The sequence below is a fragment of the Paractinoplanes lichenicola genome (genome assembly GCF_016785085.1).
Taxonomy (GTDB): domain Bacteria; phylum Actinomycetota; class Actinomycetes; order Mycobacteriales; family Micromonosporaceae; genus Actinoplanes; species Actinoplanes lichenicola.
On the sequence record NZ_JAENHO010000018.1, the window covers coordinates 102640 to 126359 of the forward strand.

Here is a 23720-nt window from a genome sequence, read left to right on the forward strand (position 1 = left end):
CCCGTGACGAGTTGGCAAAATGGCCGCCGTGAAGACGTTCGAAGAGCTGTTCGCCGAGCTCCAGGCGAAAGCGGCGGAGCGGACCCCGGGTTCCTCCACCGTCGCCGCGCTGGATCGCGGAGTCCACTTCATCGGGAAGAAGGTCGTCGAAGAGGCGGCCGAATCCTGGATGGCCGCCGAGCACGAGGGCCCCGAGCGGGCCGCCGAGGAGATCTCTCAGCTGCTCTACCAGGCTCAGGTCCTGATGATCGCGACCGGGCTCGACCTGAAGGACGTGTATCGACATCTGTGACGTGCCGCCTCGCCTCCCGTCAGTGGAAAGAGAAGGAGCACGCCCGTAATGCTGCGCATCGCCATCCCCAACAAGGGGACCCTGTCCCAGCCCGCGTCGCAGATGCTGCGCGACGCCGGTTACCGCCAGCGCACCGACCCCAAAGACCTGCTCTGCCGGGACGAGGCCAACAACGTCGAGTTCTTCTACCTGCGCCCGCGTGACATCGCGACGTACGTGGGCTCGGGCGACCTCGACCTCGGCATCACCGGCCGTGACCTGCTCGTCGACTCCGGCGTGCCGGCCACCGAGATGCTCGACCTCGACTTCGGCGGCGCCACGTTCCGCTGGGCCGCCCCGGCCGGCTCGCTGACCACGGCCGACGAGATCGGCGGGCGGCGCATCGCCACGGCCTACCCCGGCGTGGTCGAGCGCTATCTGGCCGAGCACGAGCTCAAGGCCGACGTCGTGCGGCTCGACGGCGCGGTCGAGAATGCCGTCCGCCTGGGCGTGGCCGATTTGATCGCCGACGTCGTCGAGACCGGTGCCACGCTGCGCCAGGCCGGCCTGGTCACGATCGGCGAGCCGCTGCTGCGCTCGTCGGCCATCCTGATCGGCCCGGCCGGCGGCACCGAAGCCGCCGGGGTCGCCCAGCTGACCCGCCGCCTGCAAGGCGTGCTGGTCGCCCGGTCCTACGTGATGCTCGCCTACGACGTACGGGCCGATCTGCTCGACAGCGCCGGCGCGCTCACCCCGGGCATCGAGTCGCCGACCGTCTCGCCGCTGCACCGCGAGGGCTGGGTGGCCGTGCAGGCGATGGTGCCCCGCAAGGATGTGCACCGGGTGATGGACGAGCTCTACGAGCTGGGCGCCCGCGCTATCCTCGTGACCGATATCGCGAATTGCAGGTTGTGATGGTCACGTATCGCCCCAAGAAGATCCGCCTGGTCGCCATCCCGATCGCCGTGGCCGTGGTGATCCTGTTCACCGTGCTCAGCTTCGGCCTCAAGGGGTCGGCCGGGTTCGACAACTCGGGCTCGTTCCAGCGCGGTGACCAGGCCGCCATGATCGGCCTCGGCGTCCTCATCGGCATGGGCGTGCTGGCGTTCCTGCGCCCGCGCGTGATCGCCGACGAGGAGAAGATCCGCATCCGCAACGTCGTCGGCGGCTACGAGCTGCCGTGGTCGGTGGTGCGGGCCGTGCGCTTCGACCGCAACTCGCCGTGGGCCCAGCTCGAGCTGCACGACGAGGAACAGGTCTCGATCCACGCGCTGCAGGCGGCCGACAAGGACTACGCGGTCGAGGGTGTGCGCACCCTGCGAAAGCTGCACTCGGCCGCGGTGGAGGCGTGACAACAAGCACCTGGTAGGCTAGGGAACGTCGACCACGCCTGCCTCTCGCAAGAGAGCAAGCGCGAAAGAGGAGCCCGCTGGTTCCCACCCGCCGCCCTTTCCTTGAGGGCCGGGTCCGGTCACCTGAACGCTGGGGAATAACCAGCGCTCGGGGAGCGTCCTCATGGGCGCCGATGACCGGTCGAGCGGGCCCTGGCATACCCATGCCGGGGTCTTCTGCTTTCCCGGCCCTGCAACAAAGGGGCGACGGGGCCGACCGACATTGGCATGTGTAACCGTTCTGAGGAGGCCCCATCAGCGTCGAACCACGCGTTAACGAACAGATCCGGGCACGTGAGGTCCGACTGGTCGGCCCCGAGGGTGAGCAGGTGGGCATCGTCCCGCTCGAGCGCGCCCTCCAGCTGGCCGCGGACGTCGATCTGGACCTGGTCGAGGTTGCTCCCATGGCGCGGCCGCCGGTGTGCAAGCTCATGGACTTCGGCAAGTTCAAGTACGAGAGCGCACTGAAGGCACGCGAAGCACGGCGCAACCAGCAGCAGACCGTCATCAAGGAGATGAAGCTCCGCCCGAAGATCGACCCGCACGACTACGAGACCAAGAAGGGTCACGTAGTGCGGTTCCTCAAGGCGGGCGACAAGGTCAAGGTGACGATCATGTTCCGCGGTCGCGAGCAGAGCCGCCCCGAGCTGGGATTCCGGCTCCTGCGCAGGCTCAGCGAGGAGATCTCGGAGCTCGGATTCGTGGAGGCCAGTCCGAAGCAGGACGGCCGAAACATGATCATGGTGCTCGCACCGCACCGGGCGACCAAGGCCGCGGCCGTGGCCGCGGTGACGGGCAAGCCGGGGCGCGAGCCGCGCGAAGGCGAAGCACCCGCCGAGGCATCGGCGGCTGCTGCCGAAACCACCGCAGAGTAGACAGCTTTTCCGCGCGTAGGGGGCCGCAACGGGCCCCCTGACGTGCGGAAAGATCAGAAAGAGGCTCCAAGTGCCTAAGTTCAAGCCCCACACCGGCACCGGCAAGCGGGTGAAGGTCACGGGTTCGGGCAAGATCGTCCGACAGAAGGCCGGCAAGCGCCACCTGCTCGAGGGCAAGTCGTCGCACGTCACCCGCCGCATGACCGGCACCACGGTTGTCGACGAGTCGAACCTCAAGCAAGTTAAGAAGCTGCTGGGCCGCTGACGCGCGCGCCACACACGTTCCCCTGTTAGGAGTACCGAAATGGCACGCGTCAAGCGGGCAGTCAACGCCCAGAAGAAGCGTCGCACGTTGCTGGAGACCGCCAGCGGATATCGCGGTCAGCGCTCCCGCCTGTACCGCAAGGCCAAGGAGCAGGTGCTGCACTCGATGCAGTACTCGTACCGCGACCGCCGTGACCGCAAGGGCGACTTCCGCCAGCTGTGGATCACGCGCATCAACGCGGGCGCCCGGGCCAACGGCCTGACCTACAACCGCCTGATCCAGGGGCTGCGGCTGGCCGAGATCGAGGTCGACCGCAAGATCCTGGCCGACCTCGCGGTGAACGACGCGGCTGCCTTCGCGGCCATCGTCGAGGTGGCCAAGGCTGCTGTTGCAGCTGAGGGTACGGGCGGCGCAGCTGCCCAAACCGCATAAGTAAGTCTCTCCGCAGGCGTCTCCCGGAAATGGGGGGCGCCTGCGGTGTTTTAGCGCCTCCTCCCGGCAAGATCAAATTCAACAGCTGCAAGATCAAATGCTTTTTGTCCCAGCGGGGTGGTGGGTACGGGCCGTCGCTCCCGCGGGGACCCGGGCGGCTTTCGCTGGCCGCTGGCGCGTCCAGAACGCGAAATCCGCCCGGGCGACGTGAGTGAGTGGTTGCGCCCAAAAAGCGAGACCCCAAAGCCAAATCCAACATCAAGATCAAGAACCTGGATCGGTTGATGACGTTCACTTCTCGCACTCCTCGGGTTGTAGCCGCGCGGAAACTGCAGCGCCGGCGTGATCGCGATCAGAGTGGCCGGTTTTTGGCCGAGGGGCCGCAGGCGGTGCGGGAGGCGTTGGCGAGCGGGGTGGTGGTCGAGTTGTTCGCGACCGCCGACGCCATCGAAAAGCACGCCGATCTGGCTGCGCACGCGCCCGTGGTGTCGGTCGTCGACGACGAGGCTCTGGCGGGGCTGGCCGACACCGTACAGCCGCAGGGTCTGGTGGCCGTGTGCGAGCAGGTGGATGTGTCGCTGACGGATGCGTTGGCCAAGCGGCCGCGGCTCGTGGCGGTGGTGGCGGAGATCCGCGATCCCGGGAACGCGGGGACGGTCCTGCGCACGGCGGATGCCGCGGGAGCGGGGGCGGTCATCTTCGCGGGGGACGCGGTGGACCCCTACAACGGCAAATGCGTCCGCGCGTCGGCCGGCTCGTTGTTTCATGTAGATGTGGTGCGAACCCCTCTGGATGTTGTGACCCCCCTGCGCGAGGCGGGCCTGCAGGTGCTCGCCACCAGCGGCTACGGCGCGGACGACCTCGACACGCTGGCCGACGACGGCGTCCTGCGGCAGCCGACCGCGTGGCTGTTCGGCTCGGAGGCCCATGGCCTGCCCGACGACCTGCTCGACGGGGCCGACCGGCAGGTGCGGGTGCCGATCTACGGCGGCGCCGAGAGCCTCAACCTGGCCGCGGCCGCCGCCGTCTGCCTCTACTCGTCGGCCCGGGCGCAGCGCTGATGCGGGCGATCGTCTACGACGCCGTCGGGGCCGCCCCGCGCGTGGCCGAGGTGCCCGAGCCGATCTGCCCGCCCGGCGGGGCCGTGATCGACGTGCGGGCCACCGGCATCTGCCGTTCCGACTGGCACGCCTGGCGCGGCCACGACCCGGTGCCGCTGCCGCACGTTCCGGGGCACGAGTTCGCCGGGGTCGTCGTGAGCACCGGCCCGACCGTCAAGGACTTCGAGATCGGCGACCGGGTGACCGCGCCCTTCGTCAACGGCTGCGGCGCCTGCGAGTTCTGCGCCGAGGGCCGGGCCCAGATCTGCCCCGACCAGACCCAGCCCGGCTTCACCCACGCGGGCTCGTTCGCCGAGCGGGTCGTCGTGCGTGCGGCCGACACCAACCTCGTCCGCCTGCCCGACAGCGTCAACTTCGTGCAGGCGGCCTCCCTGGGCTGCCGGTTCGCCACCGCCTTCCGCGCCCTGACCGGCCACGGACCCGTACGGGACGACGCCGTGATCGCCGTCTACGGCTGCGGCGGCGTGGGCCTGTCGGCGATCCTGATCGCCACCGCCCTCAAGATGCGCGTGCTCGCCGTCGACCCGTCACCCGCGGCGAACTCGCTGGCCGCCGCGCTCGGGGCCGTGATCGTCCACGAGATCAACGAGGAGGCCGACATCGCGATCGACGCGTACGGGTCGGCCGCCACCGCCGAGGCCTCGGTGCGTGCCCTGCGCCGCGGCGGCCGGCACGTGCAGGTCGGCCTGATGCTCGGGGCCGACGCCCGTGCCCCGCTGCCCTGGGATCTGGTGGTGGCCCGCGAGCTGCAGGTGGTCGGCTCGCACGGCATGGCCGCGGCCGACTACGCGCCGATGCTCGACCTGGTCGCGCGGGGCCGGCTCGACCCGGGCCGCCTCGTCGGCTCCGAGATCCCCCTGGAGGCGGCCGGGGTCGCGCTGACCGCCATGGACTCGCCGATCCCGGCGCACGCGGGCATGGTCGTCGCCGTCCGGCCCGGGTGAGGCGATATGCTCGACGACGTGCAGACCCCGATGACGCTGTTTAGCCGGCCCGCTGGTCGCGGGCTGCGGGTCTGACACACCCTCGTCTCCCTGACCGGCGGGCTGCGGCCCAGCCGCGCCTCCGTAGAATGCCGTCCGGCATGACCGTGAGGGAGACAATGTCCTACCGCAACGATCCATACGACCCGAAGCAGGCCGCCCTGCTCGACCCGGCCGCGCTCGAGGGCGCCGTCGACGAGGCCCGCAAGGCCTTCGACGCCGCGTCCGACCTGGACGAGCTGGCCGCGCTCAAGTCCGCGCACCTCGGCGATCGCGCCCCCGTGTCCCTGGCCCGCCGCGAGATCGGCTCGCTGCCGCCGGCCGCCAAGTCCGACGCCGGCAAGCGGGTCAACCTGGCCCGGCAGTCCGTCCAGGGTGCGTACGACTCCCGCCTGGAGGAGCTCGAGATCGAGCGCGCGGCCCGGGTGCTGGTCGAGGAGCGCGTCGACGTCACGCTGCCCTGGGACCGTCGCCCCCGCGGCGCGCGGCACCCGCTGACCACGCTCATGGAGCACATGGGCGACCTGTTCGCGGGCATGGGCTACGACATCGTCGAGGGGCCCGAGCTCGAGCTGGAGTGGGCCAACTTCGACGCCCTCAACATCGGGCCCGACAACGCCGTACGCGGGTCGATGGACACGTTCTACGTCGACCTGCCCGGTCTGGTCATGCGCACGCACACCTCACCCGGTCAGGTGCGCTCGATGCTCACCAGGCAGCCACCGATCTATGTGGTCAGCCCCGGCCGGGCCTACCGCTCGGACGAGCTCGACGCCACCCACTCGCCGGTCTTCCACCAGATCGAGGGCCTGGTCGTCGACGAGGGCATCACGATGGCCCACCTGCGCGGCACGCTCGACCACTTCGCCAAGGCGATGTTCGGCCCCGACGCGCGCACCCGCTGGCGCCCGCACTACTTCCCGTTCACCGAGCCGAGCGCCGAGTTCGACGTCTGGTTCGCCCAGCATCGCGACGGCCCGCGCTGGGTCGAGTGGGGCGGCTGCGGCATGGTCAACCCGCGGGTGCTGACCGCCTGCGGCATCGACCCCGAGCGTTATTCGGGCTTCGCGTTCGGCATGGGCGTCGAGCGCACCCTCATGTTCCGCAACGGCGTCAGCGACATGCGCGACATGGTCGAGGGCGACGTCCGGTTCACCGCCAACTTCGGAATGGAGGTCTGAGCACATGAAGACTTCACTGTCCTGGCTTCGTGAATTCGTCGAGCTGCCCGCGGGCCTCACCGCCGAGCGGCTCGACGAGGCCCTGACCAACCTCGGCATGGAGGTCGAGTCGATCGTCGACCAGGCCGCCACCGTACGGGGTGAGCTGGTGGTGGGCCGGGTGCTCACGATCGAGGAGCTGACCGGGTTCAAGAAGCCGATCCGCTTCACCACCGTCGACGTCGGCCGGTCGGAGCCGCAGGAGATCGTCTGCGGCGCCCGCAACTTCGCCGAGGGCGACCTGGTGGCCGTCATCCTGCCCGGCGGCGAGCTCCCCGGCGGCTTCAAGATCGGCGCCCGGAAGACGTACGGGCGGAACTCGAACGGCATGATCTGCTCGGCCGCCGAGCTGGGCCTGAGCGGCGATCACGACGGCATCATCGTGCTCGGCGAGGGCGCCGCGAAGCCCGGCGACGACGCGCGTCCCGTGGTGGGGCTGGCCGACGTGCTGGTCGAGGTCGAGATCACGCCCGACCGCGGCTACGAGATGAGCCTGCGCGGCCTGGCCCGCGAGCTGTCCTACGTGTTCGACGCGGCCTACACCGACCCCGCTGCGCTGTCCTTTCAGGGCGCGACGGAAGAAGCCCCGTATGAGGTCAAAATCGAGGACACGGTTGGCTGCGACCGGTTCTCGGCCCGGGTCGTGCGCGGCATCGACCCCAGTGCGCCCTCGCCGGCGTGGATGCAGCAGCGCCTGGTCGCCGCGGGCATCCGCACGATCTCGCTGCCCGTCGACATCACGAACTACCTGATGCTCGAGCTCGGCCAGCCGATGCACGTGTTCGACCTCAACCGGCTCAACGGCGGCCTGGTCGTGCGGCGCGCCCGGCCCGGCGAGAAGCTGACCACGCTCGACGGCGTGGCCCGGGTGCTCGACGCGGAAGACATGGTGATCTGCGACGACACCGGCCCGATCTCGCTGGCCGCGGTCATGGGCGGCGAGACCAGCGAGTGGCAGGCCGACACGGTCGACGTGCTGCTCGAGGCGGCCCACTGGGACGCGGTGATGGTCGGCCGCACGGCCCGCCGGCACAAGCTGTTCAGCGAGGCCGCCAAGCGCTGGGAACGCGGCGTCGACCCGCAGCTCACCCTGGTCGCGCTCGAGCGTGCGGTGCGGATCCTGACCGAGCACGCCGGCGGCACGGTCGACGAGCGGGTGCTCGACATCGACCACGTGGCCGCCCCCGCGACGATCACGCTCGACCCGGCCCTGCCGACGCGGCGGATCGGCCTGGCCTACGACACCGAGCAGGTGACCGCGCTGCTGTCGCGGGTCGGCTGCCAGGTCACCGGGGCCGGCCCGCTCGAGGTCACCCCGCCGTCGTGGCGGCCCGACCTGCTGGCCCCGATCGACCTGGTCGAAGAGGTGGCCCGGCTGGGCGGCTACAACGACATCCCCTCGCTTCTGCCGCCCGCGCGCGGCGGCAGCGGCTTCACCGCGGCCCAGCGTCGCCGGCGCACGGTGGGCCGGGCGATGGCCGAGAACGGCTACGTCGAGGTTTTGTCGTATCCGTTCGTGGCGCCCGCCGCGGCCGACCAGCTCGGCTATGCGGCCGACGACCCGCGGCGCAGCGCCGTGCGGCTGACCAACCCGCTCAGCGAGCAGGAGCCGCTGCTGCGCACGTCGCTGCTGCCGACGCTGCTCGGCACGCTCCGCCGCAACCTGGGCCGGGGCAAGCGCGACGTGGCCCTGTTCGAGATGGGCACGGTGTTCCTGCCCCGCCTGGCCTCGACCGCCCCGCCCGCGATGGGTGTCGACCGCCGGCCCACCGCCACCGAGTGGTCGGCGGCCAACGAGATCGTGCCCGTGCAGCCGTGGCACCTCGCGGTCGCGCTGACCGGCGAGATCGAGCCCGCCGGCTGGTGGGGCCCGGGTCGTGCCGCGTCGTGGGCCGACGCCGTCGAGGCGGCCCGGATCGCCCTGTCGGCGGCCGGAGTCACCGCCGACCGGGTGTCGGTGGCCGCGGCCGAGCTGGCCCCCTGGCACCCCGGCCGCTGCGCGGCGATCTCGGTCGACGGCGCGGTCGTCGGGCACGCGGGCGAGCTGCACCCGGCCGTCGTGTCCGCGTTCGAGCTGCCCAAGCGCACCTGCGTGGCGGAGCTCGACCTGGACGTGCTGCCGCTGCCGCCGGTCACGCAGGCCCCGGCGATCTCGTCGTTCCCGCCCGCCCTGATCGACGTGGCCCTGGTGCTCGACGCCGCGGTGCCCGCCGCCGACGTCTCCGCGGTGCTGGCCTCCGGCGCGGGCACCCTGCTCGAGTCGGTGTCCCTGTTCGACCTGTACGAGTCGGAGCAACTCGGCGAGAACAAGAAGTCGCTCGCCTACAAGCTGACCTTCCGCGCGCCCGACCGCACCCTCACCACGGAGGAGACCCTGGCCGCCAGGGACGCCGCCGTGGCCGCGGTGACGTCCCGCTTCGGCGCCGTCCTGCGCGGCGCCTGACGGGTTGCGCCGGGCGGGGCATTCCCCGCCCGGCGCTGCCTAGGGCAGAACGACCGTCTCGATCGCGTCCGTCAGCTCGTCCGGGCGCGACAGGAACGGCGAGTGCGACGAGTCCAGCTCGAAGACCTTCGTGGGCGCGGCCGACACGGCGTCGAGCTCGCGGATCAGCCGGCGCTGCAGCTCCGGTCGTACGGCGTTGTCCCTGGTGCACATCACATAGCTGTGCGGCACCGCCCCGAACCGCGCCCGCGTCACCGGGAACGCCTCACCCGGGATGCCCATCGGGCCGTCGACGCTGAGCAAGGCGATCGCGGCCTCGGCCCGGGCCGGCTCGACGTCGCCGTAGAAGCATTCACGCAGGGCCGCGTGGTCGTCCGTCCGGATGCGGAGCGCGCCGACCACGGCCGGGTCGGCGGCCAGCAGCGGGGCCACCAGGTCGCCGGCGTTCTCCGGCAGCCCGATGTAGTCGGCGGTGGCGTGCCCGCTGACCGGCGCGAACGCCGACACGTACTGGATGTGAGCGAACAGGCCGGGTTCCCGCTCCGCGGCCAGCGTGACCACCGGCCCGCTCATGCTGTGCGCCACCACGACGCACGGCCGGCCGCCACCGATCGTCCGGACCTGCTCGATCAGCGTCGCCGCGGCCGACGACGCGGTGATGCCGGCGACCGGTGACGGCTCGGTGGCGTACGTCTGTGGGTCGAACGGAACCGACCAGCGGGAGCGCGGCGCCCGCGCCCCGAGGCCGTGACCATCGAGGTCGACGGCGACCGAAGGGATGCCACGCGCGGCGAGACGAGCGGTGATCGGGCTCCAGCACCAGCTGCCGTGCCAGAAGCCGTGCACGAGAATGACGTTACGCATGCGAAGGACGCTAGGGACGGCTCGCCTCGTCAACCACGTCCTGATGGTGCGGGTCTGGCCGGTGGGCGTGCAGCGCCGCGATCCGGTCGGCGCTCGGGCTGCCGGCCGCCGGTTTCATCATCAGCATCCGTTGCCGCGCGCCCGGGCTCATCACGATCTCGCAGTCGAGGTCGAGCCGGCCGACGCGCTCGTCGTGCACCACCTTGGTCGCACAGTGCAGGGTGGCCACCGGGTGCTGCTCCCACATCGCCCGGAACTCGCCGCTGGCTGCGGTCAGCCGCTCGACCAGCCGCTCGGCGCGGCCGCCGGGCCCGTGCTCGGCGAGGACGGCGCGCAGATCCGCCACGTACGCGTAGCCGGTCTGTTCCTGCGACTCGGGCGGGTCGAGCCGGTCACGCCAGGCGGGGCTGGTGAACCAGTGCCAGACCAGGTTGCCGGCCAGGCCGGGCCGCCCGGCGAACCGCCCGAACAGCGTGACGTTGAGCCAGTTCTGCGCGAGCACGGTGCCCAGGTCGTCGGTCACGAAGGCCGGGGTGGTGTCGGAAACCGCGTCCAGCAGGTGCGCGAGCCCGGGATCGACCTCGACCGGCCGCTCCGGCTCGGCCGGGGCCGGCGCGGACTGCCCGGCCAACCGGAACAGGTGGGCCCGCTCGTCACCGGTGAGCCGCAACGCCGCCGAGATCGCCGCCAGCACAGCGGCCGACGGATGCGGCCCGCGACCCTGCTCCAGGCGTTCGTAATAGGTGGCCGAGATGCTCGCGAGCTGCGCCACCTCCTCGCGCCGCAGCCCCGGCGTGCGCCCCGTGGCACGCGTCGGCAGCCCCGCCGCCACCGGCGAGAGGGCCTCACGCCGGCTCCGCAGGAACTGACCCAGCCACGCCCGATTCATCCCCGTCAGTCTACGGCGGGGTGATGACGACCGGGGCGCCCGCACGGGGGCGGCCCAGCGCGTCGGCCGCGTTGCCGCCCCGCAGCAACAACTCGTAGAACGGCCGCCCCCACCCGGAACTGCCCGGCGCGAACGACACGACCCCGGCCGCAACGGGCTCGCGCCGGACGCCACCCCGACGAGCAGCACACCCGAGTCGAGCCGGGCCGCGCCAGCCGCTCACCGGCGTTGTCCGGCCGCGGATCATCCTCATCCTCCCGCGGCGCGACATTCGCGAAGACGACGCGGTCGGCCGGCCCGTCGGTCAGGGCCAGCTTGGCCACGCAGAACCCGGCACTCACGGTGTCGAACGCCGGCACGGGCACCGCCTGGACCTCGGCCCGCGGCATCAACCGGGCAAACCGCTGCCGCACCTCGGCAAAGGCCAGATCCCCGACCCGTAGTCGGCCACCACCGTGATCAACATTTCCGCAGATCAGCGGGTTAATCGATGGTGTAGCCGCCGTTGACGTGGATGCGTTCGCCGGTGATGAAGCGGGATGCGTCGGAGGCCACGAAGGCGACCACGTCGGCGATGTCCTGCGGGGTGCCGAGGCGGCCCAGCGGGAGGCCGGCCACGTAGTCGCGGGTGTCGTCCTCGGTCAGGTCGCCGTGGCGTTCGACCGGGATCCAGCCGGGGGCGACCACGTTGACGGTGACGTTGTCGGGCCCTAGTTCGCGGGCCCACGTGCGGGCCAGCACCAGTTGGGCGCCTTTGGCCGCGTTGTAGGCCGAGAAGCCGGGCAGTGCCCGCCCCACCATCTCGGAGCCGATGTGGATGAACCGGCCGCCGCCGAGACGGCGCATGTGGGGGAGGGTTTCGTGCAGCAGCAGGGTCGGGCTCTTCACGAAGAACGTGAGCTGGTCGAGATGCTGCTGCCACGTCGTGTCCTCGGCCCGCGACGCCGGTTGCGGGCCGGTGGCGTTGGCGACCACCACCCGTACGGGGGCCAGGGTCTGCACCACCTCGGCGACCAGCCGGCGCACCTCGTGCTCGTCGGTGACGTCGGCCTGGAACGCGGCTGCCGTCCCGCCCGCGGCCTCGATGTCGGCCACCACCTTGGCCGCCCCGTCCGCGTCGGAACGGTAGTTGACCGCGACCGGCCACCCGTCCGCGGCGAGCCGCCGGCAGATGTGCGCACCGAGGCCACGCGAGGCCCCACTGACCAGGGCACTTCCCTCGTTCTTCACGGATCGACCCTATCGGGGGCCGGTCGCCGTCACCGCGCTCGCGCGGCCCCAGGGCCCGCCGTACCAGAAGCGCGGGCCCAGATCGCGCACCGCGACGTCGGTCAGGCCAAGACCGATCAACTGCTTCCCGTACGCCGGTGCGTGCCGGAAATCCACGATGAGCAGCCGCCCGCCGGGGCGCAGAATCCGGGCGGCCTCGGCGATCGCGGCCGTGCGTCCGGCGTCGTCGGGGATGTTGTGGATGGCCAGGCTGCTCAGCACCACGTCGACCGACCCGGTGGCGATCGGCAGGGTCCGCAGGTCGGCCGTGATCAGCTCGACGGTGACCCCCTCGGCGGCGGCGTTGGCCAGCGTGCGGGCCGGATCGTTGCCGGACTGGTCGACCGAGCGCCAGAGGTCGACCCCGATCGCCCGACGGGACGCGAAACGACGTGCGCACGATCATGCGTCCTACTCTGGAACGCATGACGTCGCGACCACTGCGCAAGCTCGGCTTCCTGACGATCGGCCTGTTCGACGGGGACGACCCGCGGCCCGGCCACGAGTCCACCCTCGAGGTCATCAAGCTGGGCGAGGAGCTGGGCTTCGACAGCGCCTGGCTGCGGCACCGCCACCTGCAGTACGGCATCTCGTCGCCGATCGCCGTGCTGGCCGCGGCCTCGCAACGTACGTCCCGCATCGAGCTGGGCACGGCCGTGATCCCGCTCGGCTGGGAGAATCCGCTGCGCCTGGCCGAGGATCTGGCCACCGTCGACGTGCTCTCGGGCGGCCGGATCAACCCGGGCGTCAGCGTCGGCCCGCCGATGAACTGGGAGACGGTCAAGGAGGCGCTCTATCCGGACACCGCCGGCGCCGAGGATTTCAGCTATCGGCGGGTCGAGCGGCTGCTCAGTCACGTCCGGGGCGAGCAGGTCACCGATTTCAGCGGCGCCCAGGGCGTGGTCGAGGTCTTCTCGAGCCGGGTCGAGCCGCACTCGCCGGGCCTGGCCGCCCGCATGTGGTACGGCGGGGCCAGCCTGCGCTCCGCCCAGTGGGCCGGCGAGCACGGCATGAACTTCCTGACCAGCAGCGTGGTCAAGGCCGAGGAGGCGGAGGACTTCGCCGAGATCCAGCTGTCGCACGTGCGGGCGTTCCGCAAGCACCATCCGGCGGGCGAGCAGGCCCGGGTGTCCCAGGGCCTGGTCGTCATCCCCACCGATTCGGCGTCGTCCGAGCAGAAGGCCAAATACTCCGCGTACGTCGAGAAGCGCACCCCCCGTACCAGGGAACCGCAGGGCCCGGCCCGGATGCTCTTCTCGCCCGACCTGCTCGGCTCGTCGGCCGAGATCGCCGACCGGCTGCACGCGCACGCGGCCTATCGCGAGATCGACGAGGTGGCGTTCGCGCTGCCGTTCAGCTTCGAGCACGCCGACTACGTGCAGATCCTCACCGACATCGCCACCCACCTCGGCCCGGCGCTGGGGTGGCGGCCCGCTAATTGAGGGCGGTCACGGTCACGTTCTGCCCCTCGGTCAGGCTGGTGACCGGGATCCGCGCCGACGGCCCGCTGCCCATCAGCACGAGGGTGGTGGCGCCGGGGTTCGCGGCGGCGATCCGCTTGAGCCCGGCCACGTCGCCCGCGGCCACGGTCACCTTGCCGTCCTTGCGTTGCGCCTCGACCTCGCCGAGCGGGCCGCTGAGCACGATGCACAGCTTCCGGTCGCCCTCCTCGGCGTAATAGGTGTCGGCGTCGCACATCCGGAACAGCCCGGGGTCCTGCTGCGTCTCGCCCGTGAGCTCGTCGTCCTGCGCGTACACCTCGACCGTGTGGCTGCCCGGGAGCTTGAGCGGATCGGCCCACACCGCCGTGCCCACCCCCGCGCCCGCCACCGCCGCCGCCAGGATCGCCGCCGTCCAGACCATCTTCCGTCGCTTCGTCATGGGTAAGAACCTATGAATCAGCGCCCGCCCGAGCCTGAGTAGCGGCACTCAACCCCACCCCCCTAATGGGCCTAGCACTACCCAGGTTGGGGTGCTGGCCGTAGGGACTTCGGGGCCGCTCCTGCATAGCGTTTTCCTCATGACGACGACGCTGACCACCACAAGCAATGCCATTTCCCTGTACGGCGTGAGCCGGGTCTTCGGTCGTGGCGCGGCGGCCGTCCACGCGGTCGACGACGTGACCCTCGAGTTCCCGCGCGGCGGCTGGACCGCGGTGATGGGTCCCTCGGGCTCGGGCAAGTCGACGCTCCTGCATTGCGCGGCCGGGCTCGAGAAGGTCGACTCCGGCCGGGTGCTGCTGGGCGACGCCGACCTCACCGCGGCGAGCGACGCCGAGCTGACCGCCCTGCGCCGCACCCGTATCGGGTTCGTCTTCCAGAGCTTCAACCTGATCGGCGCGCTCACCGCCGAGCAGAACGTCGCGCTCCCGCTGCGGCTCGCCGGGCAGCGCCCGCGCCGGGCCGACGTGCGCGCCACCCTCGACGCGGTGGGCCTGGCCGACCGCGCCCGGCACAAGCCGCGCGAGCTCTCCGGCGGCCAGCAGCAGCGCGTGGCGATCGCGCGGGCCATGGTGACCCGGCCCGAGGTGCTGTTCGCCGACGAGCCCACCGGCGCGCTCGACTCCACCGCCGCCCGCACGGTGCTCGACCTGATGCGGGCCATGGCCGACGCCGGGCAGAGCATCGTGATGGTCACCCACGACCCGGGCGCGGCGGCCCGCGCCGACTCGGTGGTCTTCCTGCGGGACGGCCGGGTGGTCGACATGCTCGCCGGCGCGACCGCCCACCAGGTCGCCGACCGTCTCGCCGAATGGGAGCGCTGACATGCTGGGGATGAGCCGGGCCGGCCTGGCCGAGCGCTGGACGCTGTTCGTCGGCGCGTTGCTGTCGGTCGCCCTCGGGGTGGCGCTGGTGCAATCCTCGTTGCTGCTGCTCATCTCGGCGGCCACCTTCGACCCGCCGCCCGGGGTGAGCGAGGCCGAGCGGATGCAGATCTCCGACGGCGCCACCGCGGCGGTGTCGATGCTGGGCGTGGTGCTCGGCGGGGCGGTGTTCCTGGCCGGCTTCGTGATCAGCTCCACGTTCGCCTTCACCGTCGATCAGCGCCGGCGTGACCTGGCCCTGCTGCGCCTGGTCGGCGGCGGCCGCGGCCACGTGCGGCGCCTGCTGCTGGGCGAGGCGCTGCTGCTCGGCCTGGCCGGGGCGGGCCTCGGCATCCCGGCCGGGCTGCAGGTGATGGCCCTGCAAGCGTGGCTGATGCGGCGGTTCGAGTTCGTGCCCGAGGGCTTCACCGGCCAGTGGCGCATGTGGATCCTCGGCGTCTCGTTCGGCACGGGCATCCTGCTCGCGGTGGCCGGGGTGCTGGTCGCCGCGCGTCGGGCGGCCCGGGTGCGGCCGCTCGAGGCGCTGCGCGAGAGCGGCCCGGCGGCCCGGGTGATGACGGCCGGGCGCTGGATCGCGGGCCTGATCTTCCTCGGGGGCGCGCTGGCGCTGATGATCGTGGCCCCGCACGGCGGCCCGTCCGGCGGCGTGGCGATGGCGATGAACGTGGCCATGCCGGCCTCGGTGGCCGTGGTGGCGTTCGCGCCGCTGCTGGTGCCGCTGATCGCCCGGCTGATGCCGGTCGGCGGCGGGGTGCTGGGCTCGCTGGCCCGGGCCAGTGTCCGCGACGCGCGCCGCCGCTCGGCCTCGGTCGCGGCCCCGCTGATCGTGCTGGTCGCCCTGGTGGTCGGCAACACCGCGGCCGGGGTGTCGTTCACGGCCAGCGGCGTCGACGAGCTGAAGCGGACCACCCACGCCGACTTCGTGGTCGAGGGCCGCGGCCCGGCCGGCGCGGTGCCGGGCGTGGCCGCGGTGTCGACCGAGCTGGCCCTGCCCGGCGAGGTGACCTACGGCGAGGGCGAATATGAGGAGGTCGTGGGCGCCTCGGTGCTGGTGGTCGACCCGGCGGCGTATTCGGCAATCCACGGCACCCCGGTGACGCTCGCCGGCCGGACCGCGGTGGCCGGGCCCGGTGGTGACGTGCCCCGCGTCGGGCCCGTCCGGCTGCGCCTGCCCGGCGGCGACCTGGGGGAGCTGCCGGTGACGGGTTCGGTGCCGGCCGCGCTGAGCGGCGGGGCCAGCCTGCTGCTGCCGCGTGGCCTGGTGCCCGAGGCGCAACTGGCCGAGGCGTCCGCAGTGTCGTTCGTGGCGCTCGAGCCCGGCGCCGACCGCGCCGCCGTGCGGGCCGCGCTCGCCCGCACGGGTCCGGTGTCCGACCTGGACGACTGGCTGCGCGCCGACGCCGCCACCCGCGACGACACCAACCGCAAGGTCATGCTGATCGTGCTCGGCCTGGGCGGGCTCTACGCCCTGATCGGCGTGGTCAACGCGATCGTGATCGGCGCGGCCACCCGGCGGCGCGAGTTCGCCGAGGCGCGGGTGACCGGCCTGACCCGCGGCCAGGTGATCCGGGCGGCGCTGCTGGAGGCGTACGCGGTCACCGGCGCGGGCCTGGTGCTGGGGGCCCTCGCGGCGGGCGGCGCCTTCATCGCGGTGCTGGCCACCACGTCGGCCGTCACCGGCACGGCCAACCTCGACATACCCTGGACGCTCGTGGGCGGGGTCGTGCTGGTGGCCCTGACCGTCACCGGCCTGACCAGCCTGATCACCTCATGGTCGGCCACCCGCCGGGCCCCGGTGACCCTGCTGGCCGCCCGCGAATGAGGCGACCAACACGTCAGGACGGCAGCCGGACGACGTCGGCGATGACGGCGTCGTCCTCGGTCAGGCGCACGGCGGCCGGGCTGTCATAGACGATGAGCAGGCGGCCGTCGCCGTAGTTGCTCAGGCCTTCGGCGTGGTCGTCGCCCTCGCCGAAGGTCAGCTCCAGCACCCGGCTGATCAGGTCGCCCCGCACGATCGTCGGCTGCTCGGAGCGGCAGGCGCCGTGCCAGCGATAGACCCGCACCGGCCCGTCCAGGTCCATCGTCGGGCCGGCCAGGATCAGCAGGTCCTCGCCGTCGGGGCACAGGTCGCGCACGCCCAGGCCGTCGAGCTTGAGCACGTGCTTGCGATAGGTGAAGCCGTCGTCGAACTCGTGCAGGCGCAGCCGGTCGGGCTCGTCCGGGTCGATGTAGGGCCGCAGTTCGAGCACGAAGGCCCAGCCCCGCAGCACCGGACCGCGCAACCCCAGATAGACCCGGTCGCCGCTGACCGCGATGCCCTCGATGTCGAGCCCGTTGTCCTTGCCGGGGATGGGCAGGAACGGCGCCAGGTGGTCGTCCTTGCGCAGCAGGTGCCGCAGGTCGTCCTTGCCGCCCAGGGCCGCCGCGAGGTGCCGCTCGCCGTCGATCTCGATCTCCCGTACGGGCGTGGGCAGCCCGTCGACGTCGGCGATCGGGAGGCGTACGAGGATCTGGCGGTTTTCCTGACCCTCGATCCGGGCCAGCCGGCGCAGCGCCTTCTCGCCCTCGTGCCGGTCCTTGATCTGCTTGCGGCGCAGGCTGTGCGAGCCGATCGCCCACAGGAAACGGCCGGTGCGGGCCAGCCCCTCGACGTCGGCCTCCTCCTCGATGTCGGTGCCGGGCAGGCTGATGAAATCGCCGAGCCGATAAGTGGTCTCGGCCCCGAACTCGGTCGGCGCGTCCGGGTTGTCGGCGACCAGCCGCTCCACGGTCGCGGTCTCGTCGCCCGCGATCCACAGCACGGGCCCGTCGAGACGTACGGCGGAGAGGTTGGTGTGTGTCTCCGCCGCGCGCGACTTGTCCCCGAAGCGCAGCCGGACCGTGTGATCGAGCGTCATGATCCCATCGTGGCACCGGAAGACCACTCAGGGTCTCAGCTGGACGGCTTAGGTGCCGCCACCGGGCTGCGGTGTCCGTCTTTGTCCAGCGCCCGTACGCCGAAGAACACGTTGTCCTTCGACAGGTCGATCGTCACCGTCGTCACCTTCCCGACCGCCCGCGAATGTTCCCAGTCGGGCGCGGTCGTCTCCCGCCACACGACCTCGTAGCCGGCCAGATCCGGTTCGGTGCCCAGCTCCCAGCGCAGGGTCGTCTCGTTGGTCAGCTGCGTCGTGTCGATGACCACGCCCCGCGGCGTGCCCGGCGCCTCGGCCAGCGACCACAGCACCGCCGCGTTGACTCGGGCCACCCGCGCGATGTAGTCGAAGTCGCAGAACTCGATCAGATCGCCGTACTGGATGCCGTTCTCCACCCGTACGTCCTGGTGCTCGTGGGCGAAATTCTCGCGCGGCTCGGTGAACCGGGCCGCCGGATAGCCCCGCAGCAGGAACGAGATGTGGTCGCTGCCGCGCAGGTAACGGTCCCGGCGCCAGATCACCCGCACGTCGGTGCCCTCGGGCTCGACGTCCTTGACGAACCGCCCCAGCTGCCGCGACGGCCCGTCATTCTCGCCACCCACGCTCTTGCGGGTGGTCGCCTCGGCCGCGGTCTCCGAGGTCGGCACGCCCTCCACGAAAAGCCGTACGGTGCGGTTGGCGGGCCGGGTGCCGTCGTGCGCGTCGCCCGTGCCCACGATGTCGTTGCTGAACATGGCCTGGATGTCGGTGCCGCGGTCGCGATAGACCTGCGCCATGTGATCGGAGCCGTAGAGTCCCTGCTCCTCCCCGGCCACCGCGGCGAAGACGATCGTCGCCTCGGGCCGCCGGGTCGCCATCACCCGGGCCAGCTCCATCGCCACGGCCACCCCCGAGGCGTCGTCGTCCGCCCCCGGCGCGTCCTTCACCGCGTCCATCACGTCGGTCACCCGCGAGTCGTAGTGCCCGGTGACCACGTACGTCCGCTCGGGGGTGACGCTGCCCCGCAGGGTCGCGATCACATTGGTGATGGTGGTCGGCACGGGCACCCGCGGCGACACCGGCTGCACGAACGACTGCAGCTCCACGGTCATCCTCTGGTTCGACGTCGCGGCATAGCGCTGCAACTCGGCGAAGATCCAATCCCGGGCAGCCCCGATTCCCCGTACGGGATCGTCCTGGCTGGACAGCGTGTGCCGGGTGCCGAACGACACCAGCTTGCGGACGATCGCCTCGATCCGCCTCGGGTCGATCTCTCGCAGGATCGCGCGCAACTCCCGGCTGGGAGCAACCCCGCCGGCCCGGGCCTCCCCGGCCACCAGCGGTGCGGCCGCGGCAGCCGCGGTCACGGACAAGAAAGCACGCCGACTCGACTTGGCCATGCCCCTCACTGTGTCCCGCCCAGTGGGCAGATGTCTACAGTCATCGATGCTTAGGTGCAGCGGGCGCCCGCGTCCTCGTGGTCGGCCAGGAAGACCTCGTAGAGGCCCTCGGCCGGGAACGACACGTTCACGTACGTCTGTGGCTTGCTCGCGCACAGGGCGGCCGCGTTCGGGCCCGGCTCCGGCACCCGGTCGGAGATCCGCCAGGCGGCATCCTCGAGGGCCCGGCGGTAGAAGGCGGTGACCGCCGCCCGGTCGACCGTGGCCGTCGAGCGCCCGTCGAGCCGGTCGACGCCGGGGCCGCCGACGGCGATGAACTGGCGGGTCGCGTACGCGACGGCTCGGTCCACGTCGCAGCCGGAAGCCGGCGGGTCGGGCCGGAACCCGTCCGGCCCCTGGCCGAGCAGGTCGATCCCGGCCAGCCGGGCGCTTTCCCGATCGCACCGCTCGATCCGCCGGTCGTGCCACGAGTCGACCGCGACGAGCGCGGCGGCGCCCAGCACCAGACTCGCCCCGACGGCGATCAAACGTCTGCTCATGGCCGGGAGGATAGCCTCCGTGGGGCCTGGGTTCTTTCCCATCCGGCCGCTGTGTGCTTGATGGCGCCGGCCTCGGCGAACGCGTCGAGCCAGCCCCGCATCGGCCAGAAGCCCCACCGGTCGGCGAAGAGGCGGCCGTTGCGCAGGATGTCGTCGAGGTGCTGCCACGGCGGGGACGAGGTCGGGTGGTGCTGGTGGTAGGCGTGCGCGCCGCCGGTCCAGACCAGCGGGACGCCGGCCTGCCGCGCGGTCCAGGCGAGATCGGTGTCCTCGCCGCCATAGCCCTCGTACGCCTCGTCGAAGCCGCCGAGCACGCTCCAGGTCTTAGCCGTCACGGCGAACGAGAGCGACCAAAACAGCCGGTAGTCGTCCGGGCCGGCCACCACGTTCTCGCCCGCGGGCGGGGCCGGGCGGGCCGCGTGCGGTGCGGTCAGCGGCGGCAGCGCGTCCGCGTGCTCCGGGCGTACGCCCTCGGGCAGATAGGTGACCGGCCCGCAGAGCAGGGCGTCCGGATGCGCGTCGGCCGCCGAGCGGTAACGGGTGAAGAGCTCGGGGCCGGGCAGGCAGTCGGCGTCGAGGAAGACGAGCAGGTCGGCGTCGGCGGCGGCGAGGGCGCCCCGGTTGCGACCGGCGGCCAGCAGCATGCCGTGCCGGCCCGGCGGGACGTGCACGACCTCGGCACCCGGGAAGGGCGGTGGCGCGTCGGCGTCGAGCCACACCACGATCCGGCGTACGGGCTCGGTGGTCAGCAGGCGCTGCTGCCGGCGCACGTGGTCGAGCCGGGCCGCGGAGCAGAGGGTGATGACGGCGGTCACGCGCCCACCTGCGCGATCGCGTCGGCGGCGCGGCGGGCGGCGCCGGTGACGCCCCACTGTGACCAGTCGGGGCGTAGGTTGCGGGCCTGGTCGAGCAGGGCGGGCCACGCGTCGGTGCCGGGCCACGCGGGCGCCACGACGGCGAGCCGGCGTGCGGTGAGGATGCGCCCGGTGGCGACCTGCTCGTCGAACGGGCGTGGCTGCGGCACGATCACCGCGCGGGCGCCGGCCGCGGCCAGGTCGGCCACGCTGTTCTGCCCGGCCGCCGCCACCACGACCTCGGCCCGCTGCAGGGCGTCCCAGGGGTCGGCGAGCCAGGTCCGGGCCGAGCTGCCGGCGTGCTGCCAGCGGGTGCCCGGGGTGGCCGCGGCGGCGGCGTCGAGGTCGCGTTCGGCCACGCCCCCGCCCAGCACCAGCACTGTGCCGGGGGTCGGTTCGACTTCCCGCGTACGGCCGTCGAAGCGCGAGATGCCACCGACCTCGACCAGCGTGGGCGCGGCGGGGGAGTTGTGCACGCCCGCGGGCCACGGCGCCAGCACCCGGGTCGCCGACGCGTAGGCGAGCCGGTGCGGGGCGTCGCCGCGGTCGCCGGGCTGGGTGACCACGACCGTGGCCACGCCGAGCAGCCGGACGAGCAGCGCCACCTCGACCGATACGTCCACGACGAACCGGTCGAAGCGCCGCTCGGCGATCGCCCCCGCGACGGCCGCGAACCGGCGCGCGTGCCCGGTGTGGCCGAGCGGCGCCCAGTGCAGCAGCCCGCCCACGGTCGGGTCCGCCCCGGCCGGGTCACCGTCGTCGTCGCGGTCGAGGCGCACCCAGGTCGTCGCGGGCGGCAGAGCGTCCGGTCGCGGCAGTGAGCTGAAGACCACGACCTCGCCCGGCAGGTGCGGGCGCACGGCGAGGAAGCGGGTCAGGTGCCCCGCGCCGTGGTGGTGGACGTACCAGCCGGTCAGACCCATGCGTCGGCTCCTGCCAGGTCGAAGACGGTTTCGAGCTCGGCGGCCCGGTGGTCGAGGGAGAACCGGGCCAGGGCCTCGGCCCGCGTCCGCTGCCGGTGGTGGCGGCCCACCGGCACGAGCCGCTCGGCGGCCTGCGCGAGGGCCTCGGCGTCGCCCATCGGCACGAGCCCGACCGCGGCCGCCCCACCCGCGACCTCGCCGATGCCGCCGGCGTCGAACGCGGCGACCGGGGTGCCGGTGGCCAGTGCCTCGGCCACGACCAGGCCGAACGGCTCGGGCCAGAGCGGGGTGACCAGGGCGCAGGCGCTGCGGCCGACCAGGTCGGCCAGCGCGGGCTGGCCGAGGGGACCGAGGTAGTCGACGCCGCGACCGAGGAACGGGCGGATGTGCTCGCGGAAGTACGGGACGTCGCCGACCCGGCCCGCGATCCGCAGCTTGCGGCCGGTCAGCCGGGCCGCCTGCACGGCGACGTGCACGCCCTTCTCGGGCACGATCCGGCCGAACCAGACGAGGTCGCGGCCGCCGGGGCCGAGCCGCCAGCGGTCACCGTCGACGGCGTTGGGCATCACGAGCGCCTCGACGCCGTGCTCGCGCCACTCGGCGGCGGTGTGCGAGCTGACGGCGAGCAGCTTGCCGTGGTGCTCGGCCGCGCGGGCCGCCGGGACGAGCCGCGGCAGCGGGGGCGTGTGCAGGGTGGTCACCATGGGCACGCCGAGCCGCCCGGCCCAATTCAGCGGCTGCGGGTGCAGGCTGTGGTTGTCGACCAGGTCGATCGTGCCGGCGTGGCGCCGGATGAAGTCGAGCGCCGCCTCCAGGGCCGGGATGGCCCGCTCGAGGTGCCCCGGGGGGAACGTGGAGTCGGTGGCGTCGCGCTCGTCGGGCCAGACGACCGGGGGCAGCCGGAACTCGGCCGGGCCGCCCTCCTGGAACTGCGAGCCCGCGACGGCGCACAGCAGCACCCGGTGGCCACGGGCGCGCAGCATCCGGACGCGGTCCCACACCATGGCCTCGAGGCCGCCCGCGTGCGGTTCCTGGATGGGGTGCCGCAGCGGGGCGATGACGGCGATCGTGCGCGTACGGGTGCTCATGCGACGCGCTCGTAGAGGGCGGTGTGGGCGGCGGTGATGGCGGCCGCCTGGGCGAGGCGCTGCCGGCGGCGGTCGGCCAGCCGCACCCGGCGAGCGGCGGAACCCGGCCGGGGCGCGCCGGCGACCAGCCCGCGTACGGCGTTCGCGAGCGCGGCGCCGTCGCCGGAGCCGAAGACGGCGAAGTCCTCCGGATGCTGTTCGCTCGCGTACCCGACGGGTGGTCCGGCCACCGGGACGCCGAGGTCCCAGCAGAGCTCGGTCCAGCCGGAGTGCGTGCCGGTGCGGTACGGCAGGACGGCCACGTCGAGGTCGGCGATCGAGCGGGCCAGGGCGTCGTCGCTCAGCCGTTCGGTGCGGCGCAGCTCGGCCCCGGGGTGCGTCGCGATCAGGGCCTGGACCTGGGCGCGGGCGGCCTCGTCGCGGACCCGCTCGTTGACGTGGACCCGGCCGGTGGCCGCCACGCCCTGCGCCCGCAGGCGGTCGACGGCGTCGAGCAGGGTCGCGACCGCGCGGACGGCGTCGGTGCCGGGCCGGATGTCGCGCAGGTGCACCCCGATCACGTACGGGTCCGAGCCGGTCCCGGCCGGGGCGTGCGCGTCGAGTGGCAGCACGTGGGGGTGCGGGATGACCTCGGCCGTACGGCCCCAGCGGCGCTCGATCGCGGCGGCGGCGCCCGGGGTCAGGGTCACCACCTCGTCGGCCGCCGGGACGAGCACGTCGAGGTGCTCGCGGTGGGTCGTCTGATCGGTCAGCTGCGGGTTCTCGAGGTCGTGCAGCGTGTAGACCAGCGGGCGGGCGGCCGCGCGCAGCGCCCGGACCAGCGAGCGGAGGTGGGCGGTCGGATACGACTCGGTGCCGAAGTGGATGTGCATGACGTCGAAGCGGTCCGCGTGGGCGGCGACCCAGGCGGCGTCGCACATGACGGGCGGCCACCAGCGTCCGTCCGTGGCGCCGGGCGGGGGCGGGTCGGGCAGCAGGCCGACGCCGGTCCCGGCCACGACGTTGCGCACGTACGGGTGGCCGGCCGGGATGGCGGCCACCTGGATCGTGGAGACGACGGGTGCGACAAGCGTCATGGTGACGTCCTCGGGGTCGGTCGGACAGGTGCGACCGACGCGAACTCACCAGGCGTGTCGAGAGGGTCGGGAAGCCTATTCCCTTGCCATAGGGAA

The 23720-nt window shown here is 72.7% G+C and carries 26 protein-coding genes; 13 read left to right on the top strand and 13 right to left on the bottom strand.

Features of this window, described 5'->3' with window-relative positions; all coding sequences use genetic code 11:
• Positions 1-28: 28 nt before the first annotated feature.
• The 10 genes from JKJ07_RS44140 (at position 29) to pheT (ending at position 9001) form a co-directional block, all read left to right on the top strand.
• Positions 29-292: a phosphoribosyl-ATP diphosphatase gene (locus JKJ07_RS44140; protein WP_202998022.1), complete on the top strand. Its 264-nt coding sequence runs from the start codon at positions 29-31 to the stop codon at positions 290-292.
• 48 nt (positions 293-340) lie between these two features.
• Entirely contained in the window at positions 341-1186 is an 846-nt protein-coding gene (gene hisG, locus JKJ07_RS44145) for an ATP phosphoribosyltransferase (RefSeq protein WP_202998024.1), read from the top strand.
• On the top strand, positions 1186-1623 hold the full coding sequence (locus JKJ07_RS44150; protein WP_202998026.1) for a PH domain-containing protein: 438 nt from the start codon (positions 1186-1188) through the stop codon (positions 1621-1623). The genes hisG and JKJ07_RS44150 overlap by 1 nt, the downstream gene beginning before the upstream one ends.
• A gap of 293 nt (positions 1624-1916) precedes the next feature.
• Positions 1917-2537 (top strand): translation initiation factor IF-3, encoded by a 621-nt coding sequence (infC, locus tag JKJ07_RS44155; protein WP_202998148.1) that lies wholly within the window; start codon positions 1917-1919, stop codon positions 2535-2537.
• A gap of 70 nt (positions 2538-2607) precedes the next feature.
• Positions 2608-2802, top strand: coding sequence for a 50S ribosomal protein L35 (gene rpmI / locus JKJ07_RS44160; protein ID WP_184956366.1), 195 nt, complete (start codon positions 2608-2610; stop codon positions 2800-2802).
• 39 nt (positions 2803-2841) lie between these two features.
• Positions 2842-3234: a 50S ribosomal protein L20 gene (rplT, locus tag JKJ07_RS44165; RefSeq protein ID WP_133875640.1), complete on the top strand. Its 393-nt coding sequence runs from the start codon at positions 2842-2844 to the stop codon at positions 3232-3234.
• A 284-nt stretch (positions 3235-3518) separates the two neighbouring features.
• Positions 3519-4295 carry a TrmH family RNA methyltransferase gene (locus JKJ07_RS44170; protein ID WP_202998149.1) on the top strand — a complete coding sequence of 259 codons (777 nt, stop codon included), beginning with the start codon at positions 3519-3521 and terminating at the stop codon, positions 4293-4295.
• Positions 4295-5299, top strand: coding sequence for an alcohol dehydrogenase catalytic domain-containing protein (locus JKJ07_RS44175; RefSeq protein ID WP_202998028.1), 1005 nt, complete (start codon positions 4295-4297; stop codon positions 5297-5299). The genes JKJ07_RS44170 and JKJ07_RS44175 overlap by 1 nt, the downstream gene beginning before the upstream one ends.
• Positions 5300-5457: 158 nt before the next feature.
• Complete coding sequence (gene pheS / locus JKJ07_RS44180) at positions 5458-6519, top strand: phenylalanine--tRNA ligase subunit alpha (RefSeq protein ID WP_202998150.1); 1062 nt, start codon at positions 5458-5460, stop codon at positions 6517-6519.
• A 4-nt stretch (positions 6520-6523) separates the two neighbouring features.
• The gene (gene pheT, locus JKJ07_RS44185; protein ID WP_202998030.1) at positions 6524-9001 is read left to right on the top strand and encodes a phenylalanine--tRNA ligase subunit beta; all 2478 of its coding nucleotides are present in this window, start codon (positions 6524-6526) and stop codon (positions 8999-9001) included.
• A 39-nt stretch (positions 9002-9040) separates the two neighbouring features.
• Here pheT and JKJ07_RS44190 read toward each other — a convergent pair whose 3' ends face one another.
• The 5 genes from JKJ07_RS44190 to JKJ07_RS44210 all read right to left on the bottom strand — a co-directional run bounded on the left by JKJ07_RS44190 (position 9041) and on the right by JKJ07_RS44210 (position 12392).
• The gene (locus JKJ07_RS44190) at positions 9041-9865 is read right to left on the bottom strand and encodes an alpha/beta fold hydrolase (protein WP_202998032.1); all 825 of its coding nucleotides are present in this window, start codon (positions 9863-9865) and stop codon (positions 9041-9043) included.
• Between the two features lie 10 nt (positions 9866-9875).
• A complete protein-coding gene (locus tag JKJ07_RS44195; RefSeq protein ID WP_202998034.1) occupies positions 9876-10754 on the bottom strand; it encodes a helix-turn-helix transcriptional regulator in 879 nt (292 codons plus the stop codon).
• A 10-nt stretch (positions 10755-10764) separates the two neighbouring features.
• The gene (locus JKJ07_RS50750) at positions 10765-11001 is read right to left on the bottom strand and encodes a hypothetical protein (protein WP_236031027.1); all 237 of its coding nucleotides are present in this window, start codon (positions 10999-11001) and stop codon (positions 10765-10767) included.
• A gap of 236 nt (positions 11002-11237) precedes the next feature.
• Entirely contained in the window at positions 11238-11984 is a 747-nt protein-coding gene (locus JKJ07_RS44205) for an SDR family oxidoreductase (RefSeq protein ID WP_202998036.1), read from the bottom strand.
• A gap of 9 nt (positions 11985-11993) precedes the next feature.
• Complete coding sequence (locus JKJ07_RS44210) at positions 11994-12392, bottom strand: class I SAM-dependent methyltransferase (RefSeq protein ID WP_202998151.1); 399 nt, start codon at positions 12390-12392, stop codon at positions 11994-11996.
• Between the two features lie 56 nt (positions 12393-12448).
• Here JKJ07_RS44210 and JKJ07_RS44215 point away from each other — a divergent pair, with 56 nt between their 5' ends.
• Positions 12449-13465 (top strand): LLM class flavin-dependent oxidoreductase, encoded by a 1017-nt coding sequence (locus JKJ07_RS44215; RefSeq protein WP_202998038.1) that lies wholly within the window; start codon positions 12449-12451, stop codon positions 13463-13465.
• Here JKJ07_RS44215 and JKJ07_RS44220 read toward each other — a convergent pair.
• On the bottom strand, positions 13458-13904 hold the full coding sequence (locus JKJ07_RS44220) for a hypothetical protein (RefSeq protein ID WP_202998040.1): 447 nt from the start codon (positions 13902-13904) through the stop codon (positions 13458-13460). The genes JKJ07_RS44215 and JKJ07_RS44220 overlap by 8 nt on opposite strands.
• A 139-nt stretch (positions 13905-14043) precedes the next feature.
• Here JKJ07_RS44220 and JKJ07_RS44225 point away from each other — a divergent pair, with 139 nt between their 5' ends.
• Positions 14044-14787 carry an ABC transporter ATP-binding protein gene (locus JKJ07_RS44225; protein WP_202998042.1) on the top strand — a complete coding sequence of 248 codons (744 nt, stop codon included), beginning with the start codon at positions 14044-14046 and terminating at the stop codon, positions 14785-14787.
• A gap of 1 nt (position 14788) precedes the next feature.
• Positions 14789-16669 (top strand): ABC transporter permease, encoded by a 1881-nt coding sequence (locus JKJ07_RS44230; protein WP_202998044.1) that lies wholly within the window; start codon positions 14789-14791, stop codon positions 16667-16669.
• A 13-nt stretch (positions 16670-16682) separates the two neighbouring features.
• Here JKJ07_RS44230 and JKJ07_RS44235 read toward each other — a convergent pair whose 3' ends face one another.
• The 7 genes from JKJ07_RS44235 to JKJ07_RS44265 are packed head-to-tail and all read right to left on the bottom strand — an operon-like array spanning position 16683 to position 23624.
• Positions 16683-17747, bottom strand: a complete 1065-nt coding sequence (locus JKJ07_RS44235; protein ID WP_202998046.1) for a DUF3616 domain-containing protein — start codon at positions 17745-17747, stop codon at positions 16683-16685.
• Positions 17748-17782: 35 nt separating this feature from the next.
• Positions 17783-19144: a M20/M25/M40 family metallo-hydrolase gene (locus JKJ07_RS44240; RefSeq protein WP_202998048.1), complete on the bottom strand. Its 1362-nt coding sequence runs from the start codon at positions 19142-19144 to the stop codon at positions 17783-17785.
• Positions 19145-19194: 50 nt separating this feature from the next.
• Complete coding sequence (locus tag JKJ07_RS44245; protein WP_202998050.1) at positions 19195-19683, bottom strand: hypothetical protein; 489 nt, start codon at positions 19681-19683, stop codon at positions 19195-19197.
• Positions 19680-20498, bottom strand: coding sequence for a galactosyltransferase-related protein (locus tag JKJ07_RS44250; RefSeq protein ID WP_202998051.1), 819 nt, complete (start codon positions 20496-20498; stop codon positions 19680-19682). The genes JKJ07_RS44245 and JKJ07_RS44250 overlap by 4 nt, the downstream gene beginning before the upstream one ends.
• Positions 20495-21460: a hypothetical protein gene (locus JKJ07_RS44255; RefSeq protein WP_202998053.1), complete on the bottom strand. Its 966-nt coding sequence runs from the start codon at positions 21458-21460 to the stop codon at positions 20495-20497. Before JKJ07_RS44255 ends, JKJ07_RS44250 begins: the two co-directional genes overlap by 4 nt.
• Positions 21451-22548, bottom strand: coding sequence for a glycosyltransferase (locus tag JKJ07_RS44260; protein WP_202998055.1), 1098 nt, complete (start codon positions 22546-22548; stop codon positions 21451-21453). Before JKJ07_RS44260 ends, JKJ07_RS44255 begins: the two co-directional genes overlap by 10 nt.
• On the bottom strand, positions 22545-23624 hold the full coding sequence (locus JKJ07_RS44265; RefSeq protein ID WP_202998057.1) for a glycosyltransferase: 1080 nt from the start codon (positions 23622-23624) through the stop codon (positions 22545-22547). The genes JKJ07_RS44260 and JKJ07_RS44265 overlap by 4 nt, the downstream gene beginning before the upstream one ends.
• Positions 23625-23720: the final 96 nt, after the last annotated feature.

What these genes read in the sequence shown, in the direction of transcription:
- JKJ07_RS50750 (WP_236031027.1), bottom strand. Translation starts at nt 11,001, where the DNA reads ATGATCCGCGGCCGGACAACGCCGGTGAGCGGCTGGCGCGGCCCGGCT.
- JKJ07_RS44170 (WP_202998149.1), top strand. Translation starts at nt 3,519, where the DNA reads ATGACGTTCACTTCTCGCACTCCTCGGGTTGTAGCCGCGCGGAAACTG.
- JKJ07_RS44195 (WP_202998034.1), bottom strand. Translation starts at nt 10,754, where the DNA reads ATGAATCGGGCGTGGCTGGGTCAGTTCCTGCGGAGCCGGCGTGAGGCC.
- JKJ07_RS44225 (WP_202998042.1), top strand. Translation starts at nt 14,044, where the DNA reads ATGACGACGACGCTGACCACCACAAGCAATGCCATTTCCCTGTACGGC.
- pheT (WP_202998030.1), top strand. Translation starts at nt 6,524, where the DNA reads ATGAAGACTTCACTGTCCTGGCTTCGTGAATTCGTCGAGCTGCCCGCG.
- JKJ07_RS44150 (WP_202998026.1), top strand. Translation starts at nt 1,186, where the DNA reads ATGGTCACGTATCGCCCCAAGAAGATCCGCCTGGTCGCCATCCCGATC.
- JKJ07_RS44190 (WP_202998032.1), bottom strand. Translation starts at nt 9,865, where the DNA reads ATGCGTAACGTCATTCTCGTGCACGGCTTCTGGCACGGCAGCTGGTGC.
- pheS (WP_202998150.1), top strand. Translation starts at nt 5,458, where the DNA reads ATGTCCTACCGCAACGATCCATACGACCCGAAGCAGGCCGCCCTGCTC.
- JKJ07_RS44265 (WP_202998057.1), bottom strand. Translation starts at nt 23,624, where the DNA reads ATGACGCTTGTCGCACCCGTCGTCTCCACGATCCAGGTGGCCGCCATC.
- JKJ07_RS44240 (WP_202998048.1), bottom strand. Translation starts at nt 19,144, where the DNA reads ATGGCCAAGTCGAGTCGGCGTGCTTTCTTGTCCGTGACCGCGGCTGCC.
- JKJ07_RS44245 (WP_202998050.1), bottom strand. Translation starts at nt 19,683, where the DNA reads ATGAGCAGACGTTTGATCGCCGTCGGGGCGAGTCTGGTGCTGGGCGCC.
- JKJ07_RS44175 (WP_202998028.1), top strand. Translation starts at nt 4,295, where the DNA reads ATGCGGGCGATCGTCTACGACGCCGTCGGGGCCGCCCCGCGCGTGGCC.
- JKJ07_RS44230 (WP_202998044.1), top strand. Translation starts at nt 14,789, where the DNA reads ATGCTGGGGATGAGCCGGGCCGGCCTGGCCGAGCGCTGGACGCTGTTC.
- hisG (WP_202998024.1), top strand. Translation starts at nt 341, where the DNA reads ATGCTGCGCATCGCCATCCCCAACAAGGGGACCCTGTCCCAGCCCGCG.
- JKJ07_RS44260 (WP_202998055.1), bottom strand. Translation starts at nt 22,548, where the DNA reads ATGAGCACCCGTACGCGCACGATCGCCGTCATCGCCCCGCTGCGGCAC.
- JKJ07_RS44235 (WP_202998046.1), bottom strand. Translation starts at nt 17,747, where the DNA reads ATGACGCTCGATCACACGGTCCGGCTGCGCTTCGGGGACAAGTCGCGC.
- JKJ07_RS44215 (WP_202998038.1), top strand. Translation starts at nt 12,449, where the DNA reads ATGACGTCGCGACCACTGCGCAAGCTCGGCTTCCTGACGATCGGCCTG.
- JKJ07_RS44255 (WP_202998053.1), bottom strand. Translation starts at nt 21,460, where the DNA reads ATGGGTCTGACCGGCTGGTACGTCCACCACCACGGCGCGGGGCACCTG.
- rplT (WP_133875640.1), top strand. Translation starts at nt 2,842, where the DNA reads ATGGCACGCGTCAAGCGGGCAGTCAACGCCCAGAAGAAGCGTCGCACG.
- JKJ07_RS44220 (WP_202998040.1), bottom strand. Translation starts at nt 13,904, where the DNA reads ATGACGAAGCGACGGAAGATGGTCTGGACGGCGGCGATCCTGGCGGCG.